Below are 25,985 nucleotides of genomic sequence, written 5' to 3' on the forward strand. Positions count from 1 at the left end.
GCTACAAAGGGCTGTAAGAGTCGAGTTTTGAGTTTTCAATGTTGAGTGTTGAATGCTTGACTCAATTCAAATTGAGGATGAACAGAATCAACATTTATAGGGCAAGGGGCTTAAGCCCCTTGTTCAGTTCAGTGCAGTCTTAACAAAGGATTGGTATGACTCAATTCAAAACTTAACATTCAAAACTTCTCACTCCTCTCGCCTCACTCCAACAGACCCTACGACTTCCTTTACAGCCTCTACAGCCCTTTACAGCCTTCCTGACGCCTTACCCTCCATCACCGAAGCCAGAAATTAGAGCAGATTAAAGCCGTAAACTTGGGATGCGATCGCACCCAGCAGTCCCAACAATCCCAACGTGCGGCGGAAGTAGTTGACACCTTGGAAGAGTTCTAGCCAAGACCAGGTAAAGAAGGTGCCAAATGAGATCGCGCCGAATAGATGCTCTAGGGCACTATTGGTTGAGAAGAGGTACAGGGCAGTGGCGGCAAAACTGATCAGAATTGGCAGATTGGGCGGTTGGGCAATCACAATATCGCCTTTGTCGTCGCGGAAGAAGCGGTCGAATAGGGTCGTAGCGGTCGTGTTGTTCATTGGCTTCAGCATCCGTTTTGTGAATTGGTCTGTTTTATTAAAATCATGCTGAGCGGCTAAGACCTGTTGCTAGGGAGAGATTTAGGGGCGATACGTCTGCCGCAGTTGTTCAAGCTGTTGTGCCCATTTGCCAGCGAGTTCGGCATCGGTAAAGGGGATGGATACGGTTTCCTTTGGGAGGTGAATTGCGATCGCAACTTTACGTCCTTTTTCGGGCAAATCAGATGTTTCGTCTAGCTGAATTGGAAACTCTTGACCATCCACGTTCACGCTAATCGACTCCACCTCTTTCAGTGAAACCGTTTTAAGATCCACAGGCCCTTTGCGCGATGGCGATCCCCAGGTCAGTTGGTCAGCTTTTTGACCCAGCGCAGCGTAGATATCGTATTTGGCTCGTTCAAAGTCTGCGGCCCAGGTTTTGTAGGCTTCAACTTTTTGGTATTCATTCCAACCCGCCCAAGCCAGCCAGATAAACAAACCCAGCAGCGGCAACCACATCAAACCTCGTTCCATATTGCGCGATCCCTCCAACAGCCAGCGCCACTATTGTCGCGTAATTTTGTGACGTAATCTTGCAATCTGAATTGCGATCGCAGCTCGATATTGTGCCCAAAGTCCCTGAGATTGGCGCATAACGGCGAATTCCACGAGTGGCTGATTCACTCGGTGCTGGGCTATCGTGGTGGAGCGTACTTCGCATCACACCGCAGACTGACACACCACGACCTATGAAAAAGCTGTTACTAATCGGGCTGTTTTTGGGAGCCATGCTCTGGGCACTGATGTCCTATTCTGGACTGGCCAATCAGGGCACGTATGACAGTTTGATCCTCAACTTTGCCGATGATATTCCGAATGAGCAGATTGAGCAGGAACTAAGTGCGATCGCAAAACAGTATGGCACTTCATTTCGGCTGAATAGTTCTTTTTCAACAGATGAAAATCTCTATTTAGTTGAAGGGGATCAGGCTTTACTCAAGCAGTTGCGCCGCTCAGAATTGGCCAAAGAAACGGAAGCCATTGAGCCAAATTATCAATATTCAACGCTGGCAATTCCCAATGATCCCGACTACAGCAAGCAGTGGAATCTGCGCTCAATCGGTATGGAAAAAGCCTGGGAAGAGACCCAAGGTGAGGGCGTTGTCGTCGCTGTGATCGATACGGGTGTGAGTCGCGTTCCGGATTTGAAGGACACCAAGTTTGTCAAAGGCTATGACTTTGTAAACGATCGCGAGGATGCCTCGGACGATAACGGACACGGCACCCATGTCGCCGGAACCATCGCTCAATCCACAAATAATAAATATGGTGTGGCGGGGATCGCCCACAAAGCCAGCATTATGCCACTCAAAGTCCTCTCCGGTTCCGGTGGCGGCAGCGTGGCCGACATTGCCGAAGCGATTCGCTATGCGGCAGACAATGGGGCAGACGTGATCAATATGAGTCTGGGTGGCCCTGGCGATACCGATTTGCTGCGAACAGCGACCGAGTATGCCTATCGGAAAGGGGTTGTAGTGATCGCAGCGGCAGGGAACGAGCAGCGCAACTCCGCGTCTTATCCGGCCCGATATCCGCACGTTCTGGCAGTTGCGGCATTGGATGCCACCGGACAAAAGGCTCCCTACTCAAACTTTGGCGCAGGCGTGGATATTTCCGCACCAGGGGGATCGCTGGTCAGCGGTGAAGCAGGCGGCATTCTGCAAAACACGATTAATCCCCAAACCGGAGAGTCAGTATTTTCAGCCTTTCAAGGCACCAGCATGGCCGCCCCCCACGTAGCGGGTGTAGCCGCGTTGATTAAGTCCCAAGGTGTTGAAACGCCCGACGAGGTGTACGAAATCCTGCGTGAATCATCACAGAAAGTCGAGAACGACACGTTTAACCACTTTGGCGCGGGTCAACTCAATGCATCAGAAGCGGTGCGATTTGCGGGTCACGGCAAGATTAGCCTACGCCATTTCTTCCGCTGGCTGGTGGAAAATGGCTATCTCAATCTCAAGTTCTGGTTCGACGGTGGTGTTGTCGCGCTATTACCAAAACTGGCGATGGTGATTGGCTCATATCTACTGGCTTGGCTGCTGCGGGTTTACTTACCGCTGGTCTGGACGTGGCCGCTCTCCTGGGGATTGATTATGGGCAGCACGGGATTGTTCCTGTTCCGAGGACTGTACATTTGGGATTTACCCCAGTGGCCATTCCGCGTGGCGGGTAGCGCGATCGCAGAATGGGGTAACGTCATCCAAGGCAGCAGTCTACTGAATCCGTTTTTTGCTAGCGTGTTAATTCCCTTTGTCCTGATGGCCCTATTGCTGGGACATTCTAAGTGGAAGTGGTTCATGATTGGCACGAGCCTGGGCATGGCGGTGTTCTTGGGCGTAAGTGCGATCGCAGATCCAAGTTTAATGTGGCTCGGTCAGGGCACAATCGCCCGTGGGTATCTCGCGTTTAATGCGCTGCTCTGCTATGGTTTGGCGTATCTAGCCACCAAAACGGAGGTGAAGCCTGTATGAGCTTAAAACTAGAAGGCAAAATCCAAAAAGTTGCGATGGGATCGGGCACTTGGGCACTCGCAACCGCCGATCAAACCTACGAAATACACGACATACCCGATGATCTAAAACGGGAGGATCTCAGCGTCAAGGTGACGGGCAAGGTTCGCGACGATGTGATGACCTTTGCCATGATTGGCCCCGTGTTGCAGATCGAATCCTACGAAGTCCAGTAAGTTGCAAAAACACAAAGGCGATTGGCATGGTGCCAATCGCCTTTGTGAATATTTGAATACCGCTAAGACAGCCTATAGCTTGCCCTCAAACCGCTGATACCAAATCCAATTGCCCAGGACAGTGATGAGGAACACGATACCGCCGCCAACCAAAGCCAGTGTCGGATTGTAGCCACCACGACTTAAGTTTTCCATCCAGAGGTGAGTGCGATCGGACGGCAGCAGCAGATTCATTATAAACGGCGATAGATACATCAGTGCTCCACCGACCAACAGCCAGCCCACCATTGAGGTCAGCAGAAAAATTGTTTTCGCAGTCGATTGAGTACCCATTTTTAACTATCTTCAGATGTGTCTTGCAAAATTTTTTCCAAGGTTGCCTTTAATCTTGGCAAGTCTACTTGAATGGTTACCCAGATGATCTCTAGGTCTACCTGAAAATATTCGTGAATAGCTACGTTCCTCATGCCTCGAATATCTAACCAAGGTATTTCAGGATAGGCCGCTTCCACTTCTAGTAATATAGTCGCTGTAGCCTCACCAATCACAGCGAGTCCGTACAAAACAGCTTTCAATGTGCGTCGATCCTGACAAAACTGGGCAAAAGTCATACCTTCAACAAACTGCTGAATTTCGACGACTTCATCCAACATGTCTTGGATTCTTTCGAGGAAACCTCTAGAAGGCACGCACTGCCTCCTTCAGCACTGTTTCCTTTAAAGTTGGTTTGAGAGAGGCAGGTGTGCCTAAATCCACGGAGCAGCCCAAGATGTCCTCTAAATAGCGCTTCAATCCCAGAAACGTAAATAAGCCAACAGGTTTCTCGAACTCCACCAGCAGATCTACGTCGCTTTTGGCATGAGTGGTATCTCTTGCAACTGAGCCAAATAGAAACAGTGCTTTCACTGAGTACTGCTGTAGCTGCTCCCGATGTTCGGATAACAAGTCTAAAACTGTTTGTCTACGCAGCATTGGTTAGCTCCTCCCAAGCCTGAAGTCAATTTGCGATCGCAAGCTGTATTTTTGTAGGTTGGGTTGACGAAGGAAATCCAACAGGATAGGTGAGGTGTCGGGTTTCGCGTTGCTCAACCCGACCTACAAGATTAAGCCATCACCGTTTGAGCCGCCTTTAGGTCAAAGATTTTGGCGATGGTTTCTTCGACAGCTCGATCAGGCGTAGATGCTCCAGAAGTGATGCCAACCGTGATTTTGCCAGCGGGTAGCCAGTTTTGCGTTACCGTCAAATCCTCGTGCAGTGGCTTGTGTTCAATCTGCTGATCGGCACCAATCCGGTCGGCGCTATCGATGTGGTAGGAGGAAATGCCCCGCTCCACGGCGATTTCCTGGAGGTGAGTGGTATTTGACGAGTTGTAGCCACCGATGACGACCATTACGTCGATGTCTTCTTCAATGAGCTGGAACATGGCATCCTGCCGCTCTTGGGTAGCGTCGCAGATGGTGTTGAAGCTCTGGAAGTGTTCATTGACCTCAGTTGGGCCGTACTTTTTCATCATCGTGCGCTCCAGCAGCTTGCCGATCTGCTCGGTTTCGCCCTTCAGCATGGTGGTTTGGTTGGCAATGCCGATGTAGCCCAAATCCACATCGGGATCAAAGCCTTCCGAGTGAGCATGCTTGAACTTCTGCATAAACTCGGCTTTATCACCGCCGTTCAGGATGTAGTTGGCGACATACTCGGCTTCTTTCAGGTTCAGGACGACCAGATACTTACCCGCAAAGGAACTGGTGGCAATGGTTTCTTCGTGCTTGTACTTGCCGTGGATGATTGAAGTGAAATCCTTTTTCTTGTGCTTTTCGACGGTGTTCCAGACTTTGGATACCCAGGGACAGGTGGTGTCTACGATGGTGCAACCACGGTCATTCAGCAACTGCATTTCCTGGACGCTGGCACCAAAGGCAGGCAGAATCACTACATTGCCCTGTTCCACGACGGAAAAGTCTTTTTGACCATCGCGCACTTCAATGAAGCCGACGTTCATCTCTTTGAGCCGCTGATTCACGGACGGGTTGTGAATGATCTCATTCGTGATCCAAATGCGCTCGGTGGGAAAGTGCTGTCGCGTTTCGTAGGCCATTGCCACTGCCCGCTCGACGCCCCAGCAAAATCCGAAGGCTTCGGCTAGACGAATGGTAACGTCGCCTCGGGTCAGGGTGTAGTTGTTGTTGCGAATTTCTTGGATTAGGCTGCTCTGGTACTCGGTTTGGAGCTGATCAGCAACGGCAGCTTCGTGGCCGAAGCCGCGCCGATGATAGTGTTCGGACTGCTGGAGGGAACGCTTAAAGGCTTTGGTATCCATAGGATGCATGTAAAGTTGCCGTTGATAATCAGCCTATCAAATTCAGGTCTTCAATTCATACTGAAATGAAAAACAAAAGATAATTGAAGAAAGGCATGTGTCATGTATCTTTCTTCAATCATCTTTTTGATAAGAATAAGGGGCTGCGATCGCACTCAGGCCCAAGTCCTAGACACACTAAGGCTCAGCATTCGCAACAGAAACATCCTGAGATAGTTCCAACTGGCTGTAGAGCTGAAAGGCAGTGCGCCAGACGAGATAGCCCTGTTCGTTCAGGTGTAGGCCATCGGTGCTGAGAGCGGGTTTTAGATAGCCATCACTGCCAACAAATAGGGGATAGAGATTGAGAAATTCAATTTCGTGTTCAGACGCGATCGCAGCTAACTGTTCATTCACGGCTTCAATTCGATCATTGGGCAAAGCAGCGAGTTTCGCTTTGCCTTCCCAACTGGCCGTTTCGCCTTGGTGGGGCAGAATTGACTGGAGAATGATGGGCGTATCGGGGTGTGTCCAGTTAAGGTAGCGGACAATCTTACGAATATTGCGCACCACCTGATCGGGGTCTTGGCCCTGAATCAAATCGTTGATGCCAATCATCAGCATAATGACAGCGGGATCGGTTTGGTCAAGGAAGTGAACGCGATCGAGTACGCCTTCACTAGTGTCACCGGAAATGCCTTGATTCAACCAGGTATAGCCATCGGGCAGCAAATCGGGCGGAAACCAGAGGCTAATTGAGTCGCCCAGCAAAATGGCGAGATTTTCAGGCTGCTGCTCTTGCATAGCAATGGCTTCCTGCCGCAGCAGCTCCGTCCACTGGTCATAGTCCAAATAATGCCTTGGCCCAAGCTGGGGAACAGTACTAGATAACGTGGCCGATGGATCAGCGTTTTCCTCAGCGGTGGAGAGCGATGCGATCGCAGTTTCTGGCTGAGACGCCTGCCGAATTTGGCGAGGCAGCAAGCCAGCAATGCCAGCAAAGCACAGCCCGCTGAGGATGAGCATCAATCGAATGAGTTGAGTTTGCCAACCTGAGTTAGACACACGCAGCTATCCATATTGAGAGGATTGGCTCAGATTTTATAGCAATCTTCTCCGGTTGGCATGGCCTTGTAACGGTAATCAAACCTTGAGAGAAATCTATCCCAAAAGATGTTTGGTCGTAAGTTACAAGTATCAGTGAGTTTGAGTACATGGATTCATGACTTCTGCCATATTTTTTGTTAGCCCACAAATAGGATTGGGTACTCTACGTCTATCCAACCAAAGGCAGAAAAAAGGCGGGAAGTAAATACGTAATCGAACATCCTTATTACATATTTACGTAATTTCCAGGTAACTTCATCGTTGCAGCTGTTTGCTTGGCTCCGTTACTTGAGCGGCTGAATAACCGTCCTAATACCTGTCATATGCAATCCGGTTTGAGAAGCGGATTCGGCATTGTGCGTTCTCTGTTTAAGGTTTACTCCACGATTACCCTGTCGCTATTCCCCGGTTAAGCTATGCAGTTGCGCTTTAAATCAATCACCACAAGTTTTCTCCTGGCCGTTCTGACATTTACGCTGACCCTCAGCTGTAGTCGATCTGATCCAAATCTCACCCAAACTTCCACTGGACCATCATCTACAGATAATTTTCGAGTCGCCATGATCACCAGTGGCGCGCAAGATGACGGCAGTTGGAGTGAGTCAGGTTACAACGGCTTGCAGATGATCAAAGAAGAATTTAACGCCGCAGTTGACTTCAAAGGCGAAATTAGTGATGCCGATGCAGAGCCGTTGCTTCGGCAGTATGCAGAAGAAGGCTATGACTTCATCATTGCCCACAGTGGAGGGTACATTGAGCCTACTGAGAAGATTGCGGATGAATTTCCTCGCACCAAGTTTGCGATTGTCACCACCTATCCAGGCAACAACCGCAACTTGGGAGCTGTAGCTTTCCGATCTGGCGAAGTTGGTTATCTGTCTGGTGTTTTAGCAGCAATGACCACGCAGACGAACAAGGTGGCCTATATTGTCGGTGCCGACTATCCCGTTTATGTAGAAGAAGCACAGCTTTTCCGTAAAGGCGCATTGGCGACAAATCCCAATCTGGAAGTAGCAACGGAATTTCTGCAAACCTGGACAGATGGCGAAATTGGCAAAGAGGTCGCGCTGGGATTAGCTGACCAAGGCTATGACGTGTTTGCGATTAATGCTGATGAAGCTGGGGTCGGGGCAATCAAAGCGGTTACTCAGCGGGATGGAACTCGCGTAATTGGCTGGACAACGGATCAGTACGAACTGGCTCCCGATCGCGTCATTACGAGCATGCTGCAGGATATTCCCAAGCTGGTCTTTAATTCAGCCGATTTGATGCAGCAGGGACGCTGGGAAGGCAAGCTGTACAAATTTGGGCTCAAGGAAGGCATTTATGATATTGCTCCATTCCGGGGTTCGCTCACTCCAGAACAGGAAGCAACCTTCAACGATATTCGTGAGCAGGTCATGACCGGAGAAATCGATATTTCGCCCAACTAAGCCGAACCCTGTTATGAATCAGTCAACTAAATTCAAATTCACACCGCTCAAAGTAGCGAACGGCTGGCAGCGGTTCCGCTCAATTAGCAATCAGATTCGGTTGGGGCTGATGGGTATGGTGCTGCTGAGCGTCATTCCAATTGGCAGTATCCTCATCTACTTGAGCTTTCAGGATTATGCAGACCAGCTGGTCATGCTGCAAGAAGAACGTAGTGAACTAGCGGCGGGCAAAATCGAAAACTACCTGGATGATCTCCAGCGCAAGCTGAACTATCTGGCGCGCGTGCCGGGTTTAACCAACTTTGATCCGGCACAACAGCAGCAGATCCTGGAAGGATTAGCCCGTCATAACGATGCCTATGAACTGATTGCGATCGCAAATAACCAGGGACAGGTCATAACTGCCATTTCACCCTACGGTGAAGTAGCAGCAAATAGCATAGCCGATCAACCCCTTTTCCAACGAGCCTTTCGGCAGCAGGAAGAATATGTTGATCCGGTGCAAATCGATCCTGAGACGAATATTCCAATGGTGACGCTAGCGGTTCCGATCCGCAACGCGGCGGATCGAGTTGATGGCGTTCTATTTGCCAAGATCAATCTCAATTTTCTCTGGTATGTGGTGTCTCAAACGGAGGTGGGTGAAACGGGTTCAGTCTACATTATGGATGAGCGCAGCTACATTGTTGCTCAAACCGGAGCTAATGCTGAAACCTTTAAGTTAGAAGATATGGGCCGTTCTGCTTGGGCAGAGGCTCTGGCCGATGTCCAAGAGGGGGAAGTTTGGGTATGTCAAATAGATTGTGTCAAAGGTAAAAACTCAAGTTGGAAAGCGATCGCTGAATTCAATCGCGAAGCGGTTGAGAGCGGGTTTCCAGTCGCGAATGGGCATGGTTCACTTTTTGGCAATATTTTGAATTGCCAAGTAGATAACTTTTAGGGCAGATTCATCGGTTGGAAAAGCTCGGTGGTTTTTAATCACCTTTCTAAGAGTCATATTCATCGATTCAATCGCATTGGTCGTATAGATTGCTTTACGAATCTCCGGTGAAAAAGCAAAGAAGGGAATAATCCGCTGCCAATGATGAAGCCAAGACCTGCTAATGGTTGGATATTGCTGGTCCCACTGCTCGGCAAACTCAACTAAGCGCTGCTCTGCTTCAGTCTCAGTGCTGGCCGTGTAAATCAGCTTGAGGTCTGCTGCAACCGCCTTACGGTCTTTGTAGGACACATAGCGGAGTGAATTTCGTACCATGTGAACAATGCACAACTGCACCTGGGTTTGAGCAAAGACCGCTTCAATGGCATCGGGAAAGCCAGTGAGGCCATCACAGCAAGCGATGAAGATGTCTTTGAGACCCCTATTTTGCAGCTCTGTGAGCACTTGAAGCCAAAATTTGGCAGACTCGTTCTGGGTCATCCACATCCCCAAGAGTTCTTTGGTGCCAGACAAGTTAACCCCAAGCGCCAAGTGAATCGCTTTGTTGATCACCCGCCCGTCTTGTCTGACTTTGACCACGATGGCATCAAAATAGACGATGGGATAAACCGGGTCGAGCGCGCGATTTTGCCAAATTTTACGCTCCGTTTCAACCGCATCCGTGACGTTCGAGATCAGCCCGGCTGAGACCTCAACGCCATACAGGTCTTGCAGTTGAGCCTGAATGTCACGGGTACTCATGCCCCTGGCATAGAGGGACAAGATCTTGTCATCAAAGCCCTCGAAGCGGGTCTGCCCCTTCTTGACGATGATGGGTTCAAACTCACTGTTGCGGTCACGGGGAACATTGATTTGAGCTTCTCCAAACTCCCCTTTGATGGTCTTCTTGCTGTGGCCGTTGCGGCGGTTACGAGTTGGCTTGACGTCGCTTTCAGGCTCCGCCTGTTGCTCGTCCAGATGGGTTTTCATTTCCGCATTCAAGCAGCGTTCCACCAAAGCCGCCGTGAGCTGCTTAAGAATCCCTCCATCCCCCAGCAGGTCTTCGGGATTCTGATAGCCTTTAAGCAATTCATCCAGGAGTTCAGGTCGAAAAGTCATAGTACGAGTCTCTTAGGTTCAATAGTTCATTAGATCTCATCTCTGACCTTTGACACAATCTAATTTACAATCCCGGAAGTTTATCGCTATCGGGGACTCAAGGGCAAACCTGTTTTAGGTGCTGTCAGTCCCGTTCCCAGCGTCAGCTGGCATGTGGTGGTAGAACTGCCGACGCGGGAAGCCTACGCGCCGCTGTATCAGATGTTGAGCATCCTGATTGGTTCGGCGATCCTACTGCTGCTAGTTGCGATCGCAGCCGGGCTGGTGCTGGAGCGGCGGATTACGTTGCCCCTGCGGCGGTTGACCGATGCGGCCATTGACATGAGTCAAGGTAACTACGACAGCCAGGTCAATGTGCGATCGCGCAATGAATTTGGCCTATTGGCCCAGGCGTTTAATCAAATGGCCCAGCAGGTTAAGCAAGCCTTCAATGTCCTAGAACAGGCCAATGAAGAACTTGAGCAGCGGGTGGCCGAGCGGACGGCAGAACTGCGATCGGCCAAAGAAGCCGCCGATACCGCCAACCATGCCAAGAGCGAATTCTTAGCTAATATGAACCACGAGTTACGTACACCGCTGAACGGCATTCTAGGCTATGCCCAAATTCTAGAGCGCGATCCAGCCATAACGCCGAAGCAATTAAAAGGGGTGGAAGTGATTCGTCAGTGTGGGGCCCACCTGCTGACGCTGATTAATGACATTTTGGATCTGTCCAAGATTGAAGCGCGCAAGATGGAACTCTATCCCCAGGATTTCCACTTGCCGAATTTCCTCATGGGCACGGCTGAAATTTGCCATGTCAAAGCCAAGCAGAAGGGGATTGCATTTGAATATGCTGAGCCGAGCCATCTGCCCACTGCTGTTCATGCAGACGATAAACGGCTGCGGCAGGTGCTGCTCAATTTGCTGAGTAATGCGATTAAGTTTACCGATACGGGCACCGTTACGTTTCGAGTCGATCCGAGTCCAGCGGATTCACTGGCCTCGGACACTGCTGCCGAAGATGCTTCAGTCTGTCGCTTACGCTTTACGGTGCAGGATACGGGCATCGGCATTGCCCCCGAACGCATACAGCGTGTGTTTCATGCTTTTGAGCAAGCCGGAGATCGCGATCGCAATGCAGAAGGGACGGGGCTCGGCTTAGCGATTAGTCAACAAATTATCCAAATGATGGGCGGTGAAATCGTCGTCACGAGTGAACTGGGGCAGGGGAGTACATTCTCATTTGAGATTGTCTTACCCCTAGCCAAAGATTGGGTAGACATGGCTCCTGCCGATCAGAAGCCCAAGGTTATTGGCTATCGCGGCCAGCCTTACACAATTTTGGCTGTGGACGATCATGCCGAAAATCGCTCTGTCTTGGTGAATATGCTGGAGCCGCTCGGCTTTGACCTGATCGAAGCCGAAGATGGACAGCGGGGCTATGAGCTAGCCTGTCAAATGCAGCCGGACTTGATTATTACCGACGTGATCATGCCGCGGATGACCGGGTTAGAAATGACGCAAAAGCTGCGGCTGCGGCCCGAATTCGCCAGTATCCCCATCATTGCCTCACCCGCTAGTCTGTCCCATGTTGAGCAGCAGGAAAGTTTGGATGCGGGCTGTAGCAGCTTTTTTCCCAAGCCAATTGAGTTTGATGCCCTGCTCCAGCAGCTGGAAACATTCCTCAATCTGGAATGGGTCTATGAAGGCGATCCAGAGGCTGAAACGGTCTTTTTTGACTTGACGGCATCCACCAGTCCAGAGCTGAAAGTTCCTCCAGCGGCAGAGCTGGCTGCTCTCTACGAAGCTGCGCAGGGCGGATTTATGGCCGAAATTCAGCAAGAAGCAAACCGACTGAAAGCACTCGCGCCTGAATATGAAGCATTTGCCAATCGGCTGCTGGAACTGGCCCAAGATTTTGAGGATGAGGCCATCCTCCACCTAGTAGAACAGTACGTTTAAGAATATGTCTGAGGGACAGATTGATGTATAACAAATCCCATCTCATCCAACCTACATCAGCGGAGCATCAATTAGAAACATCGTCTCCGACCCAGGAACTGTCTGCACGGGGCACCATCTTGGTGGTGGATGATAATCCCACGAATATTCAGGTGCTGTTCGATCTGTTGAACGAGTCGAACTATCGAGTTGCGATCGCAAAAAGCGGTGAAATTGCCCTCAAGCGACTCCAGGGAAATTTACCGGATTTGATCTTGCTGGACGTGATGATGCCCGGTATTGACGGGTTTGAAACCTGCCGTCGTCTAAAAGCTTCGGATATCACCAAAGACATCCCGGTAATTTTCATGACGGCCTTGTCCGATACGGTTGATAAGGTAAAAGGGCTCAAGTTGGGCGCGGTAGACTACATCACCAAGCCGATCCAGCACGAAGAGGTGCTGGCTCGCATCGATGTTCATCTCCAGTTACATCAGTTGAATCAGACGTTAGAACAGCGCGTGTGCGATCGCACTGCCGAACTCAGTCACGCCCTAGAGGAACTCCAGCAAACGCAGTTACACCTGGTGCAGAGCGAGAAAATGTCATCTCTGGGTCAACTTGTGGCCGGTGTCGCTCATGAAATCAATAATCCCGTTAATTTCATCTACGGCAACCTGTTGCCTGCTGAAAACTACGTCACCGATCTGCTCGAACTAATCCAGCAGTATCAGACCTATGTTCCCAATACGCCTACCCCAGTACAGGACTGCATTGAAGAAATTGATCTTGACTTTATTCAAGCGGACTTGCCGCGTTTGCTATCGTCGATGAAGCTGGGTGCCGACCGCATTCGCCAAATTGTGTTGTCGCTTCGTAACTTTTCCCGCTTAGACGAAGCTGAAATCAAAGCGGTCGATATCCATGAAGGTATCAATAGCACACTGCTGATTCTGCAACATCGGCTCAAGACCATGCATCCAGTCTATTCTCACATTGAAATCGTGAAGGAATATGGTGCAATCCCGGTCGTTGAATGCTACGCCAGTCAGCTCAACCAGGTATTTATGAATATCTTGGCCAATGCAGTTGATGCAATTGACGAGACACTGAACCAGCCAGCGGAACAGTCTTGTTTCTCAAGCCAGCGCCGACCTACCATTCGCATCCAGACGCAGCAAGATGGGGGCATAGTCGTAATTCGGATTCGTGACAATGGCCCTGGTATTCCTGAATCGATTCAAGCCAAAATCTTTGATACGTTTTTCACAACCAAATCTATTGGCAAAGGCACTGGGTTGGGTCTATCTATTAGCCACCAAATCGTGACTGAACGGCATGGCGGACAGTTGTTGTGCCAGTCTTCCCCTGAGCAGGGCACCGAATTCACGATTTGCATTCCGATTCATCAACAGACTAATAAAAGATCCGTTGAAGCAGCAGAACTCTCTCATCTGTGACCTCATAAACCTGGCAATCCAAAGAGATCCTGCTAAGCTTTACCGTATCCGACTTCGTTATTAAGTTTGATTAAGTTTGTCGCCGGGCTATGGCTGCTGCTGTTGGCGTTGAATTGTGCGCCGCACGGTTTGAGAACGCTGTAATACCTCAGTAAGTTCATCTAAATCCGTGTGTTTAATCGAGTCCGCTTCATGAATTTCGGCCTGCAAATCAGCCACTTGATCGGCTAGGCTCTGCTGCCGACTTGTTACCACCAGCGCCATGTCCTCAAACAGCTCAGCTAAAAGGCCTAACTCATCTGGACGCTGGGCAATATCATTTAGCTCTCCGCGCTGATAGCGGTCTTGCTTTATTTCAGAGGCAGCTTCATTCAGCCGTCGAATAGGGCGCACAATCCAGAGAGACAGCAAAATCCCTAGTAAAGTTGCGCCTGCTGTAATACTGCCACCGACAAGCAGCGTATGCTGAACCGTCTTATCAACGTGATGCATGAGTTCAGAGCGAGGCACAACTGTCACGACCCACCAATTCAGCCCAGCCCGGTCTTGCCAAGGAAAGGCTGATGCATAGTGCTGTTTACCTTCTACGGTGAAACGATGGACTCGATTCGATGACAGCAAACCAACATCCGTCTCTTCGTTTAAGAAACGCGCCGTTGCCTGAATCACTGGGTCTGCACTGTTCTCTGGCGAAATTGGCACAGCCCTGCCATTCATCAGGTTGTAGGACTGGGCACTCCCTGAATTTGCAACTAACAACCCATCATTGTCCACAATAAAAATGCGAGTCGATGCCGGTAGCTGGAGATCATTGAGATACTCGCTAATTGCGCCGAGCTTCAACTCTACACTGAGCACACCCATCAAACCGCCCGCATTGGTATAGACTGGCTGACTAGCCGAAATGACTAGAATTTCTGGGGCATCATCCCACTCATCCCGACTCCAAATTGCTCGTCTAGATTGCTCAGCAGCCCGATAGGATACCTCTGCCTTTGGATCGTAGGCGGCAGTGCCATCTTCCCCATTTGCTTGATACAGCGTGGTTCGCTCTCCCGTTGCGCTGGTGTTGTAGGAGTACAAATTTCCGGGATTATTCTCGCTATCTACAATCTCAATCAGAGCCGCATCGCGATACATTCCCGATCCGACAAAATCTCCATTGGCTGATGTCCAAGAGAGATAGGGCACGTCAAATGCCTGCATTTGCTGCCAAAAATAGGTGCCTAACGCATCTAAATCCTGAGCATCGATCAATTCGGACTGCAGGGCTTCGCCGTTAATCTGATTGAGCTGCTGTGGAAGTTGTAGATAATTGGTCAGCCGCGATTCAATATTGCTTTTGGTAGAACGCTGGAGCTGCTGCGCTAGATCACTGACCGCCCGTTGACCGTTGCGAAAGGCCAAGAAACCCGTCAGTCCAATACCACAGACAAGGGGCACAATCACCAGCACGGGCAGCGTCCAGCCAATCGACAGTAATCGATTACGAGTATCCCCGGCAGAGGATTGTTTGCCATTCGGGGGAGATGTTGAAGATAGATCAGATTCGGATAAACCAGATACGTAGGCTGATCGGGATTGGTCGTCTGTAGCGGACGAGGCAGGCTGTATCATTTCAGTTACCTGTCGTTGATGATTTGATGGGTGGGTTGACCCAAAACATCCCTGGTTTCATTACTGTATCAAGACTATCCTCTGCCTCGGTCAACTTTGCCGTTAAACTTTAATTTCTGACTAATCAATCACTGTCATCATCTACAATCGTGCCATTTTGGCCCAAAATAGAGAACAGGGAAGATTGTCAGGCAACGTCATCTAGCAATTTCGTTGGAAAGCTGTTGAATCGCTTCTGTGAAAGGTACGTTCCGCCTGCTGTTTCTGAACACTTAAAGAGGGGTTTCGCCAATGGGATCAATTTGATTCCAGCTTGATCCCGAATGATCCCTAGAGGAGAGGTACAGTGATTGATATCCCTCTATGATTTCAGAGGTTCCCTTGGTCACGCGATTTTTCGCGATCATCATAGAGCTGCCGCTCTATCCCTATCCCTGCATTCGAATCTTGCCTTTGCTACGTCGAAACGTAGATTCGCTATTTTGCGAGATGTGAAGTGTAAGATGCGAGTCAATTTAAGCCAGTCGATTCATCGAGACTATCCATGAGGATTTCAACTTCCGTTTTGGAAGCCTTGCTGCAAAGGCGGCCTGAACTGCGCCCTCAAATGTATTTCAAGTCGTCACTCACGGCTTTGTCTCACGCGATGGAAGACCAGGTGTTGGCCAGCACGTCTGAGCAACCTCTGATTATTGCCAGCTTTCAGCGCGAGCGATTTTATCGTCAAGAAGCTCATCGCTATGAACGAATTGCCAGCGTTACCAATCAGGTTTATGTGCTGGCTGCGCCTGAGACAGAATTTACGAATCGCTCAGACGAATACGAAACCATTGCGTTTGAACCTGAAGATATGCTGTCTCAAGAGTGGCATCTCGTGGTGGTGGGACAGCAGTATACGGCCTGTTTGATTTGCCGGGAGCATTATGGTGGACAGGATTCATCCCCGGAGTTAGAAACCTCGAAGTCGTCACCACTGGCAATGGATCAGGTGCGACGCTTTGATGGAGTATGGACGTCTGATCCGGCAACAAGTTATGACGCGGCGGATATTTTACTGGCGCGCATCCAAACGTATCGACCGGAATTAAAAGACAAAATTGCGATCGCACGTCAGCTCTATCTCACCTCGGAACCCCAACTGCGCGATGTTGATCCCGATCCGTTTGCTCAGCGATTGGTGACGTATCTGCAGGCGGGTCAGTATAAGCTGCTCAAGGCTTACCGTTCGATTGCTGCCCAGGAACAGCGGGAGCGGTTGATTAACTCAATTACCGCTGCGATTCGTCGGTCTCTTGATCCAGACGAAATTTTTCGAATTGCGGTGACGGAAATGGGGCAGGCGCTAGATGTTTGCCGCTGTATTTTATATCGCCATAAAGCTGGCACGACGGATACCCAAATTCAGCATGAACATTTGGGACGGGATGTGCTCTCTTTGAAGGAGCAGGTGTGGCCCTTAGAGGAGAATCCGCTGTTTCAGTATGTGATGAATCATCATGAATCTTTATCAATCAGTGATACAGCCCAGTCCCAAGCTGATTTGGATGTTGATTTAACAGCGGTTCAGGATCTGATTGAGCAGTGGCAAATTCGATCCTGGTTAATTGTGCCAATTTTGTATAAAGGGCGTGTTTTAGGAGCCATTGAGCTGCACCACTGTCGGCCTGCTCCATATTCCTGGACAAAAGATGAAGTGACGCTGGTCAATGCGATCGCAACTCAACTAGGGGTTGCCCTGATTCAGGCAGAATCCTATGCCAATTTGGAGGATTTGAATCAGCAGCTCGAAGCGCTGGATCGCACCCGCAGTAATCTGATTGCGATTACAGGCCATGAGCTGCGGACACCGCTATCAACCATTCAGGTGTGTCTGGAAAGTTTGGCCACAGAACCCGACATGTCACCCGAGTTACAGCAGGTGATGCTTAACTCGGCCCTGTCTGATGCGGAACGCATGCGCAAGCTAGTGCAAGACTTTTTGACCCTCTCTCAACTGGAGAGCGGTCGAATCGAGTGGCACTTAGAGCCGCTGTCGGTACAAGAATGTATTGATCTGGCGCTGAGCAGCGTACGGGCACGTACGTCCAGAGATGAGATTCCCAAGCTGGAAGTGGATGTACCCAACAAACTACCGCTGATTCGAGCCGATGGGGAATGGCTAGTGGAAGTGCTGACGAAACTACTTGATAACGCCTGCAAATTCACTAGCTCAGACGGCGTCATCAGGATCAAGGCAGAGCCCAATGGTGGCAAAATGCTGGAAATCACCGTGGCGGACACGGGGCGGGGAATTGAACCCCAACGACTAGAGTTTGTATTCGATCGCTTCTATCAAGAAGAGGGGGCATTACGGCGCAGCGCGGGGGGTACAGGTTTAGGACTAGCCATCTGTCGTCAAATTGTTACAGGACTCGGCGGCGAGATTTGGGCGGAATCTCCTGGTCGCGATCAGGGCAGCCAGTTCCACTTCACAGTGCCAACGGTTGAACCTAATCCCACAAAATCGACCTCTAAATCGTCCCGTTCCTCTAAATCCTCCAAAAAGACCAGTTCTCGTAAGTAGGGACAGACCCTATGCAACAACCTAAATTCTGCATCTCCAAGTTAGGCACTCCCCGACTTGGAGCAGGTTGTCCTCACGATCAATATCTCAATAGCATGACTTGGGTTGAGTTTATTTATGTCGGTCTACTAACGTCATATAAACTACTTCGATATAATATGTAAGGGTGTTTTGTAACACTGCGCAGATCAAGGCGCAAATCATCAGTTATCCATCTATCGCTCAGCGGCAGAAAGGCAGGTAGCCAGAAGCATCACAGTTTAACAAGTCATATTCTGCGTCAGTACTGTGTTCATCTAAAGCATCTTTTAGAACACGCTCTGCTGAAATATGCCACGATATCCAAACCGCTCGCAACTTGTATCTGATGATGACTCTGCTCGTCGATTGAGCACTGATAGGGTGATGAAAAAACACCAATTATTTACGAAGCAGGTCAACCAGTGGCGGCAGCAAGCTAGCCATCAGTCTCCTCGATTCTTGGGTGCTGGCAAGCTGCGTGATTCATGGGAACGGCTCCAGCGACATGGGCGAACGCTGCTGCTGGATTCGAACCAGTCTACAGCTCACTATCGGGGTAAACAGCCTCCCTCACCCAACCAAAATTTTCCTAAAAAATCGACACCCCACTCACGTCAATCATCCACATCGACGTGGGCGATGGCGACAGTAGCCGTGGTGGTTTTGACTGCGGCCATTGGCCAGCGCTTCTATAACGAACCGAAGCTGGCCATTGGCACAACTGCGCCTCAAACTTTTGTGGCTCCCAGTAGCGCCACCGTGACAGATGAAGCAGCCACCGCAGAAAAGCGTCGAGCTGCCGAAAATGGATCGCTCAAGATTCTAATGATCGATCAAGCGACGAACCAAACCATTTTGGATCAGCTACAGCGATTGCTGAATGAAGGGACTCAGCTGCGTCAGGATGCTGGAACGCTACCTTTTATCTCGACCGCCATCCTTTCGACTGAAACGCAAGAGTATTTGCGCCAAATAGAAGAATGGGACTGGCGTCGGTTGCGGGCTGCGGCCTTGCGGCAGGCCAATAGAGAAGATCCTGCGGTGATTGATGACGGCAGCGGCAACATTGAATCTCCTTCGGCTTCAGCCGCATCGCAACAGGCGCTACGAGAACTCAGCAGCTACTATCGCCGCTCGTCTGCAGCGGATATACAAGTTGTGGATGATGCCATTACGCAGGCTCGTCGCCAGTATGCTGAGGTGGTTGAGCGGCTGAAAAAACTTGATTCGGACGTTCCAACTTCCATCTACAGCTCAACGCTACTGAATCTATCGACTTCAGAGTGGCAGTTGGTTCGGACGGCTATTCGCGAAACCATGCAGCGAATGCTGGCCCAAGGCATCGCCTATGGTACCCCAGACTCCATTTTGCAGAAGGCTGTTGCACTTCAGGTTGAAGCGACGATTCCTGAGAAAGCACAGTCCTTTGCGTCAGGGCTGATTTTGAGAACACTGAAGCCGAATTTAATTGAAGATTCAGAGCAGACGCGGATGGCGGCGCAACGGGCGGCGCAAGCGGTTGATCCGGTTCAGTACACAGTGCAGGAGGGGGGCACCATCGTGGCCGTGGGTGAGGAAATCACCCAGGAAACATTTGTTGTTTTGGACTACTTTGGCCTCAGTCGTCGGGGAGTAAACTGGATTGGCTTTGTTGGCTTTGGCATTGCGATCGCAGGTTCAGTAACGCTCTTTCTTTGGGTTGAGCAAGCATTTTATTCAGGCTTACGTCGCCGCGACCACATTCTGCTCTTTCTCTTAGCGCTCAGCACACCCGTTGTAGCAGTCGTCAATAGCTCAATTGTGACTTTACCCGCTGTGGGACTCCTAACGGGTAGCTTCTATGGGTCAATCTTGAGCATTACTGTGGTTGGCCTGCTGGCGGTGCTGCTGCCGATTGGTCTCGAACTGAGCATGGTGCCCTTCATTGCAGCGGCAGCAGGTGGCATTGTGGGCGGCATAATGGCGGGGCGGTTGCGATCGCGAGAAGAACTGGCGCTGTTGGGTGGAGCCGTAGGCTTGACCCAAGCGGTTGTTTATCTGCTGCTGACGCTGATTTTCACTGGCGGCAGCAGTCCCATTTGGTATTTGCTGATTGCCAATTCCGCTTGGCATGGCTTCATTGGTCTGGCCTGGAGTGTCGTTGCCCTGGGCATTAGTCCATACCTGGAACATGTGTTTGACCTCGTCACCGCGATTCGTTTGGCTGAACTATCGAATCCCAATCGTCCCCTATTAAAGCGATTGGCCTCTGAGGCTCCGGGCACGTTTCAGCACACGATGTTTGTCGCCTCTTTAGCTGAAGCGGCAGCGCGAGCGTTGAACTGCAATGTGGAACTGGTGCGGGCGGGCACACTCTACCACGACATCGGCAAAATGCACGATCCGCTGGGCTTTATTGAGAATCAAATGGGCGGCCCTAACAAGCACGACGAAATTAATGACCCTTGGAAAAGCGCTGGCATTATCAAAAAACACGTCACCGAAGGCATCGTGATGGCAAAGAAATGCCGTCTGCCCAAAGCCGTACGCGCTTTTATTCCTGAGCATCAGGGCACAATGTTGATCACTTACTTTTATCACCAAGCCCAACAGCAGGCTGAAGCTGATTCCACCATTATTGTGAATGAACAGGTCTTCCGCTACGACGGGCCGATTCCTCAATCCCGCGAAACAGGCATCGTCATGCTGGCTGATTCTTGTGAGGCAGCATTGCGATCGCTAAAAGATGCCAGCCCTGAAGAAGCCTTGTCGATGGTCAATCGTATTCTACGTGCCCGCTGGAAAGATGATCAGCTTGTTGATTCCGGCCTGAGCCGTGATGACATGACTACCATCGCTAGCATCTTTGTCAAAGTGTGGCAGCAGTACAATCACCAGCGGATTCCTTATCCCAAATCAGTTTTGAAGAGCTAAGTCAATTACTTTTCCACATTCAGATTTATGCAACAAAGCCAGCCTAAAGTGCAAGAATTATAAAGAGTTGAGTGAGATGCTGATAACCTGCTATCAGTTCTTGATGAGATTAGAGAAAAAGCTAGGATGAAGGTTGTATCTGGAGGGAAAAACGATGGTTAGTCCAGCGCAGGTCGAATCGATGATCAAGGCCGGTTTACCCGATGCCGAAATTCAAGTCATGGATCTTACAGGTGGCGGCGATCACTATCAAGTCACCGTCGTTTCATCGGCATTTGAGGGCAAAAGTCTGATCCAGCAGCATCAAATGGTGTATCGGGCGGTGCAGCAAGCAATGTCTTCAGAAGCGATTCATGCCCTATCACTGAAAACCTATACTCCAGAAACTTGGGCGAGCGCTAGCTAAATACTACGGCAGGCTTCGTCTGTCATCGTGTTTTTCATTTGCCCGTAATTTAGTAGATGCCATTGGCGATTCGCTAAGATTGACGTATCGTACTCAATACATTCAGAGCACCGCGAAATAACTATGACTCCAGAACTCAAAGCACGTATCGATCAGCTGGTTCAAGATAATAAGATTTTGGTGTTCATGAAAGGCACCAAGCTGATGCCTCAGTGTGGATTCTCCAATAATGTTGTTCAAATACTGAACATGATGGGTGTCCCTTATGAAACAATTGACGTATTAGAAGATTACGAAATTCGCCAGGGTATTAAAGAATATTCTGCTTGGCCCACCATTCCTCAAGTTTATATTAATGGGGAATTTATTGGTGGTTCCGATATCTTGATTGAGCTCTATCAGAAGGGTGAGTTACAGCAAGTGCTAGAAATTGCGTTAGCGTCTTAGTACAAGCTCAATTCAAAGCAAAGTGTTTGTATCTCAGCTATATCAATAAAGCAAAATTAGCCGCATCTCAATAGAATCGGGATGCGGTTTTTGATTGAATTAAAACTGTTTATCGATGCATTTTTCTCGAAAAAATAGTGCGTTTTATCTCTTGATGTGCAACGAAATCCTGTGTCATTGTTAGCTATAAACTGCTATATAAGTAGGTTGGCATAGATAAACGCATTTAACGGGGGGGAGCGCCCCCGGCTTTTAGAGCGGTAGCCAGCTAAATTAGGACACGGAATTGTTGTGGCACGGTATCGCCACGTCACAACAATGTCCTAACCAATATGGCTACCGCTATAGATTAAGCATTTATTTATATGCAGCCACTTATTATTTAGTTTTATCTATTCAATTCCGGTTGCAATGTATAGTCATGCTGAAAATTCGCCAGCGACGTCGTCAACTCTGGCAGCTTTATCAGTCGCAAGGTCTCTGGGGAAGCACGATTTTTCTCCTTCAATACTTCAAGCGACATCTAATTCGCAGGGCAAATTATCAAGTTTGGATTCAGTGGAAGAATCTGGTTGACTGGCGACGGTATCGGCAGGCTGGGCAAACAATACAGCAGTTCCAGTATCGTCCTCGATTTCTAATCTTGGTGCATCCGGCGTACTCAACCGACGAGCCCTTGCAGCAAACAATTGAATCGGTGAGATCGCAACTGTATCCAGACTGGTCACTTCATATGATCCAGTCCTCAGATTCGTCAGATCCCCTAACGCTGGAGCACATCCTCACCCAGGCAGACAAAGCGCAGTGTGAATATGTGCTGATGATCTCGGCTGGCGATCGGCTAGCAGCACCTGCTTTGTTTGAAGTTCTAGCGCTGATTAACCAGCAGCCTGAAGCCGACTGGATTTATAGTGATGAAGATGTTTTAACTCAAACTGGGAAACGCTCTGCTCCGTTCTTCAAACCGGACTGGTCACCAGACTATTTTCACGAGTTTCCCTATGTCGGCAATCTCAGCGTGTATCGCGTCAGCTGCTTGCGTGAGATTGCTGATTGGCAGTTAGAAGCGGAGAACTGCGATCGCACCTCCGCACTTTCTCTCACCACACCTCTCAACCCTTATCAACTCATGCTGAGCGTCGTGGAGCATACTCAGCAGATTTATCATGTGCCGAAAGTGCTTTATCATCGCTGGCAACAGTCAGACTCCTGGCATCCAGCCACATGGGTTCAGTCCCATCCCACCGAGGCTCAAGCTGCGTTAACTGCCTACTTGCAACGAAGCGCTTCCCCTGGCTGGGCCGAGCCAATGGCTACTCCCGGCCTTTTTCAGGTGCGGCGACAGTTGACCGAACAGCCGCTGATTAGCCTGATCATTCCGAGCGCAGCTAAAACTCTAAAAACACCCACTGGCCCAATCTGCCTAGTCGAGCAGTGCATTCGCAGCGTGCAAGAGCGTAGCACCTACCGCAACTTTGAGATTGTGCTGGTAGATGGGCATGATGTGGCGGATGAGATATTAGAGAAGTTAGGTGCGATCGCAGCCGATAACCTCAAACTAGTTCGCTGTCGTGAACCGTTCAATTTTTCGCAGCGGATGAATCAAGGCATTGCCGCAGCAGCGGGTGATGTCTTGCTGATGCTCAACGACGATGTCGAAGTTTTGACCCCTAACTGGCTGGAGCTCATGCTCGAACTTGCTCAACAGCCGGAAATTGCTGCCGTTGGTGCTAAGTTGTTTTATCCCAATCAAACCATTCAGCACGCAGGTGTAATTATTCCTGCGGGTAATCCGAGCCACGCTTTTGCCGGAGTTCCCGCCGCAGATCCAGGCTACTTTTATTCCAATTGGGTGACCAGAAACTACATTGCTGTTACTGCTGCCTGTCTCATGGTTCGTCGGAATGTTTTTGAGGCTGTTGGTGGATTTGATGAGTCATTTCCACTCAACTACAACGATGTAGACCTTTGCCTCAAATTTCATCAAGCAGGATATCGCAACACATTGACTCCCCATGCGCAGCTGTTCCACTACGAATCCGCCACTCGTGATAAAGGTTTAAATCCTGGCGAACTAGAGCACTTTAATCAGCGTTGGAGCCAGTATTTTGCCCAATTTGGTACTGATCCTTATTACAATACAAACCTATATGCCTACACTCAGCATTTTGATGCCTTTCAATAAGCACGGAGATCAGTTTGGTTGACCTTATTTCAATTCACACACCCAAAACAGCTGGAACCTTGTTTTTTGAAGTCTTAAAGAGCGTTTATGGCGAAGAAAAAATATTTCGAGACTATTCAGGCCAGGCTCCACACACGCATCCAAGAATCGATGCAATAACCGACGATATTCAGGTAATTCACGGCCATTTTTGTGCTCAATGGTATGACGATTATTTCCCATCAGCAAAGCGAATCACCTGGTTGAGGCATCCAATATTTCGATTTATTTCCTTCTACTATTTTTGGATGAGCTTGCCCTATGACGAGGATGCGGCACCATTACGAAAATATGCCCAAAATAACAATCTCAGCTTGTTAGAATTAGCAGAACATCCAAAGATGAAAAACCAAATGATGTTCAACTTTATAGGAGAATCATCACTAAAATCCTATTACTTTGTTGGCATACAAGAATTTTTCGAGGAGGATCTGCTGGAGTTGGGCAAAGCTCTGAGTTGGCCTCAGAAAGTAGTACAACATTTTAGTCAGCTAACACCCAATAAAAATCCAAACTCTCGCTATCTGCAGTACGTCAATGAAATACTGTCCGATCATTGTTTGGTATCTCGGCTAGTCAAAGCGTTAGAACCAGATTGTGAACTCTATCAATCAGCTTTAGAAATTCGTGCTAATCGCCGGAACGAATCTAAATTCATGCAGCAAACATTAGCTGATTGGGAACGCTCAAGGTTCTATCTCAGTCAATATCAAAAATCCACCTCTGCCGCTCTAACCTTTAGAGCAACAGCCGAAAAAATTCGACAAACGTATTTCCGGTATAGGAATGTGAACAGGCGAAATTCATGATACAGGTCATTTGCAACATTGACCGTTGATAGGGCCTCGCATTATGCTATCTTCTCAAAGACACTCAACTGCCTACATTTCTCTCGAAGGATTCACAATTTATTTACGATCCTTTAGTAAATAGCCGGATATTCGTCTTGAACTGCTGGAGATGGTGGTGCAGTAGCCTTTTGTAATTGGTGTGGAGTAGCTCATTCTTATGTTGGCAAATCAAACAGAACAGGTTAATACCGATACATCTGAACCGCTTGTGTCGGTTGTTATGCCATGCCTAAACGAAGAGCAAGCCATTGGCATCTGTATCCAGAAAATCCAAACCACACTGGCACAGGCTAATATTCCCGGTGAGATTGTTGTTTGTGACAACGGCTCAACCGATCGCTCTGTTGAAATCGCAAAGAGCATGGGCGTTCGAGTGGTGCACCAGCCGCTCCGTGGATACGGTAACGCCTACATTAAAGGTCTAGGCAGCGCCAAAGGTCGATACATCATCATGGGAGATGCAGACGATACTTACGACTTTACGCTCATCCCCAAATTCCTAGATTTACTAATGTACAAAGGCTACGACTTCGTTACGGGTAGCCGCTACTTAACCGCAGGTGGAAAAAACATTACGCTGCTGCACCGATTCCTAGGCAATCCAGCGATCACCGGAATGCTCAACTTCCTATTCGGGACAAAGTACACCGATGTCTACTGCGGCTTCCGTGGGTTTAGCAACGAAGCATACCAACGGATCGCGCCCGTTAGCCCCGGTATGGAGTTCAACTTGGAACTAGCTATCAATGCGGGTTTAGCCAATCTCAAGATCACCGAAATTCCCATCCATCTTGCGCCTCGAATTGGCGAGTCGAAATTGAGAACGTTCCGGGATGGTTGGCGCAGCTTGCGGATGATGCTGCTGTACTGCCCCAACAAGGTATTTCTGTGGCCAGGAACGCTATTCTTTCTAATTGGGTTAATCCTGCACTTCATTACTCTGACAGGCGCTGTGCAGTACGACGGTCGTCCATTAGGCGTGGTAACGGGCATCTTCGCGACGATCTTCAGCGTTGTAGGTTTTGAAGTTTTCAGCTTGGGCTTACATGCCAAGACCTATTCGTGGAGCCGTCGATTCGAAAAGAGAAATTCTGCACTGCAAAAGTTCTATCGAATTTTCAACCTAGAAACGGGCTTGCTAGCTGGAGGGGTCACGGTATTAGCTGGTAGCGCCATCTTGGTTTGGCTGGTTGTAGGTTGGTTAAATTCGAACTTGACGCCGCTTGCTCATCCAGAATGGGCTTCGTTTGCGGCAACGTTGATCATTATTGGACTCGGCACTGTTTTCTCGTCGATCTTTATTTCGGCGATGTCTATCGATTCTCAAAACTAATGTTCAGAATTCAAAAACTGTGAACATTAGCCGTTA

21 protein-coding genes and 2 pseudogenes are annotated in these 25,985 nt (G+C 49.3%); 14 read left to right on the forward strand and 9 right to left on the reverse strand.

The window, feature by feature from the left end; translation table 11 throughout:
* Positions 1 to 294: 294 nt before the first annotated feature.
* Together AC286M_RS30240 and AC286M_RS30245 are read right to left on the reverse strand one after the other, a co-directional pair.
* On the reverse strand, positions 295 to 594 hold the full coding sequence (locus AC286M_RS30240; RefSeq protein WP_488207923.1) for a hypothetical protein: 300 nt from the start codon (positions 592 to 594) through the stop codon (positions 295 to 297).
* 81 nt (positions 595 to 675) lie between these two features.
* Positions 676 to 1,107 (reverse strand): hypothetical protein, encoded by a 432-nt coding sequence (locus AC286M_RS30245; RefSeq protein WP_488207924.1) that lies wholly within the window; start codon positions 1,105 to 1,107, stop codon positions 676 to 678.
* A gap of 215 nt (positions 1,108 to 1,322) precedes the next feature.
* Between AC286M_RS30245 and AC286M_RS30250 the strand changes: the two genes are divergently transcribed.
* Both AC286M_RS30250 and AC286M_RS30255 read left to right on the forward strand, forming a co-directional pair.
* Positions 1,323 to 3,104 carry a S8 family peptidase gene (locus AC286M_RS30250; RefSeq protein ID WP_488207925.1) on the forward strand — a complete coding sequence of 594 codons (1,782 nt, stop codon included), beginning with the start codon at positions 1,323 to 1,325 and terminating at the stop codon, positions 3,102 to 3,104.
* Entirely contained in the window at positions 3,101 to 3,319 is a 219-nt protein-coding gene (locus tag AC286M_RS30255) for a hypothetical protein (protein ID WP_488207926.1), read from the forward strand. Before AC286M_RS30250 ends, AC286M_RS30255 begins: the two co-directional genes overlap by 4 nt.
* Before the next feature lie 72 nt (positions 3,320 to 3,391).
* Here the strand turns inward: AC286M_RS30255 and AC286M_RS30260 are convergent, their stop codons facing one another.
* From AC286M_RS30260 to AC286M_RS30280, 5 genes are all read right to left on the reverse strand, one after another.
* Positions 3,392 to 3,652 carry a hypothetical protein gene (locus AC286M_RS30260; protein ID WP_488207927.1) on the reverse strand — a complete coding sequence of 87 codons (261 nt, stop codon included), beginning with the start codon at positions 3,650 to 3,652 and terminating at the stop codon, positions 3,392 to 3,394.
* A gap of 2 nt (positions 3,653 to 3,654) precedes the next feature.
* Positions 3,655 to 3,972, reverse strand: coding sequence for a HepT-like ribonuclease domain-containing protein (locus AC286M_RS30265; RefSeq protein ID WP_488207928.1), 318 nt, complete (start codon positions 3,970 to 3,972; stop codon positions 3,655 to 3,657).
* 25 nt (positions 3,973 to 3,997) lie between these two features.
* On the reverse strand, positions 3,998 to 4,291 hold the full coding sequence (locus AC286M_RS30270; protein WP_488207929.1) for a nucleotidyltransferase family protein: 294 nt from the start codon (positions 4,289 to 4,291) through the stop codon (positions 3,998 to 4,000).
* A 131-nt stretch (positions 4,292 to 4,422) separates the two neighbouring features.
* A complete protein-coding gene (locus tag AC286M_RS30275) occupies positions 4,423 to 5,634 on the reverse strand; it encodes a 4-hydroxy-3-methylbut-2-enyl diphosphate reductase (protein WP_488207930.1) in 1,212 nt (403 codons plus the stop codon).
* Positions 5,635 to 5,811: 177 nt separating this feature from the next.
* Entirely contained in the window at positions 5,812 to 6,639 is an 828-nt protein-coding gene (locus AC286M_RS30280) for a GDSL-type esterase/lipase family protein (protein ID WP_488207931.1), read from the reverse strand.
* A gap of 356 nt (positions 6,640 to 6,995) precedes the next feature.
* Between AC286M_RS30280 and AC286M_RS30285 the strand changes: the two genes are divergently transcribed.
* The 3 genes and pseudogenes from AC286M_RS30285 to AC286M_RS30295 form a co-directional block, all read left to right on the forward strand.
* Positions 6,996 to 7,133, forward strand: coding sequence for a hypothetical protein (locus tag AC286M_RS30285; protein WP_488207932.1), 138 nt, complete (start codon positions 6,996 to 6,998; stop codon positions 7,131 to 7,133).
* A gap of 3 nt (positions 7,134 to 7,136) precedes the next feature.
* A complete protein-coding gene (locus AC286M_RS30290; protein WP_488207933.1) occupies positions 7,137 to 8,153 on the forward strand; it encodes a BMP family protein in 1,017 nt (338 codons plus the stop codon).
* A gap of 193 nt (positions 8,154 to 8,346) precedes the next feature.
* Positions 8,347 to 8,958: pseudogene (locus AC286M_RS30295) on the forward strand (cache domain-containing protein); the annotation flags it as partial.
* Between the two features lie 15 nt (positions 8,959 to 8,973).
* On the opposite strand, the pseudogene AC286M_RS30300 reads toward AC286M_RS30295, so the two are convergent.
* A pseudogene (locus tag AC286M_RS30300) lies at positions 8,974 to 10,191 on the reverse strand (IS256 family transposase).
* 153 nt (positions 10,192 to 10,344) lie between these two features.
* Here AC286M_RS30300 and AC286M_RS30305 point away from each other — a divergent pair.
* Both AC286M_RS30305 and AC286M_RS30310 read left to right on the forward strand, forming a co-directional pair.
* A complete protein-coding gene (locus AC286M_RS30305) occupies positions 10,345 to 12,135 on the forward strand; it encodes an ATP-binding protein (RefSeq protein WP_488207934.1) in 1,791 nt (596 codons plus the stop codon).
* Between the two features lie 23 nt (positions 12,136 to 12,158).
* The gene (locus AC286M_RS30310; RefSeq protein ID WP_488207935.1) at positions 12,159 to 13,574 is read left to right on the forward strand and encodes a sensor histidine kinase; all 1,416 of its coding nucleotides are present in this window, start codon (positions 12,159 to 12,161) and stop codon (positions 13,572 to 13,574) included.
* Between the two features lie 87 nt (positions 13,575 to 13,661).
* Here the strand turns inward: AC286M_RS30310 and AC286M_RS30315 are convergent, their stop codons facing one another.
* Positions 13,662 to 15,191: a PDC sensor domain-containing protein gene (locus AC286M_RS30315; RefSeq protein WP_488207936.1), complete on the reverse strand. Its 1,530-nt coding sequence runs from the start codon at positions 15,189 to 15,191 to the stop codon at positions 13,662 to 13,664.
* Between the two features lie 544 nt (positions 15,192 to 15,735).
* Between AC286M_RS30315 and AC286M_RS30320 the strand changes: the two genes are divergently transcribed.
* The 7 genes from AC286M_RS30320 to AC286M_RS30350 all read left to right on the forward strand — a co-directional run bounded on the left by AC286M_RS30320 (position 15,736) and on the right by AC286M_RS30350 (position 25,949).
* Positions 15,736 to 17,754, forward strand: coding sequence for a DICT sensory domain-containing protein (locus AC286M_RS30320; RefSeq protein WP_488207937.1), 2,019 nt, complete (start codon positions 15,736 to 15,738; stop codon positions 17,752 to 17,754).
* A 405-nt stretch (positions 17,755 to 18,159) separates the two neighbouring features.
* Positions 18,160 to 20,688, forward strand: coding sequence for an HD family phosphohydrolase (locus tag AC286M_RS30325; protein ID WP_488207938.1), 2,529 nt, complete (start codon positions 18,160 to 18,162; stop codon positions 20,686 to 20,688).
* A gap of 154 nt (positions 20,689 to 20,842) precedes the next feature.
* Positions 20,843 to 21,094, forward strand: a complete 252-nt coding sequence (locus AC286M_RS30330) for a BolA family protein (RefSeq protein ID WP_488207939.1) — start codon at positions 20,843 to 20,845, stop codon at positions 21,092 to 21,094.
* Positions 21,095 to 21,217: 123 nt separating this feature from the next.
* The gene (gene grxD / locus AC286M_RS30335; RefSeq protein WP_488207940.1) at positions 21,218 to 21,541 is read left to right on the forward strand and encodes a Grx4 family monothiol glutaredoxin; all 324 of its coding nucleotides are present in this window, start codon (positions 21,218 to 21,220) and stop codon (positions 21,539 to 21,541) included.
* Positions 21,542 to 21,962: 421 nt separating this feature from the next.
* Positions 21,963 to 23,726 (forward strand): glycosyltransferase, encoded by a 1,764-nt coding sequence (locus AC286M_RS30340; protein ID WP_488207941.1) that lies wholly within the window; start codon positions 21,963 to 21,965, stop codon positions 23,724 to 23,726.
* Between the two features lie 14 nt (positions 23,727 to 23,740).
* Complete coding sequence (locus AC286M_RS30345; RefSeq protein WP_488207942.1) at positions 23,741 to 24,574, forward strand: sulfotransferase family 2 domain-containing protein; 834 nt, start codon at positions 23,741 to 23,743, stop codon at positions 24,572 to 24,574.
* A 199-nt stretch (positions 24,575 to 24,773) separates the two neighbouring features.
* Positions 24,774 to 25,949, forward strand: a complete 1,176-nt coding sequence (locus AC286M_RS30350) for a glycosyltransferase family 2 protein (protein WP_488207943.1) — start codon at positions 24,774 to 24,776, stop codon at positions 25,947 to 25,949.
* The last annotated feature ends 36 nt before the right edge of the window (positions 25,950 to 25,985 follow it).

It is taken from the genome of Thainema salinarum CENA647, from assembly GCF_057732415.1.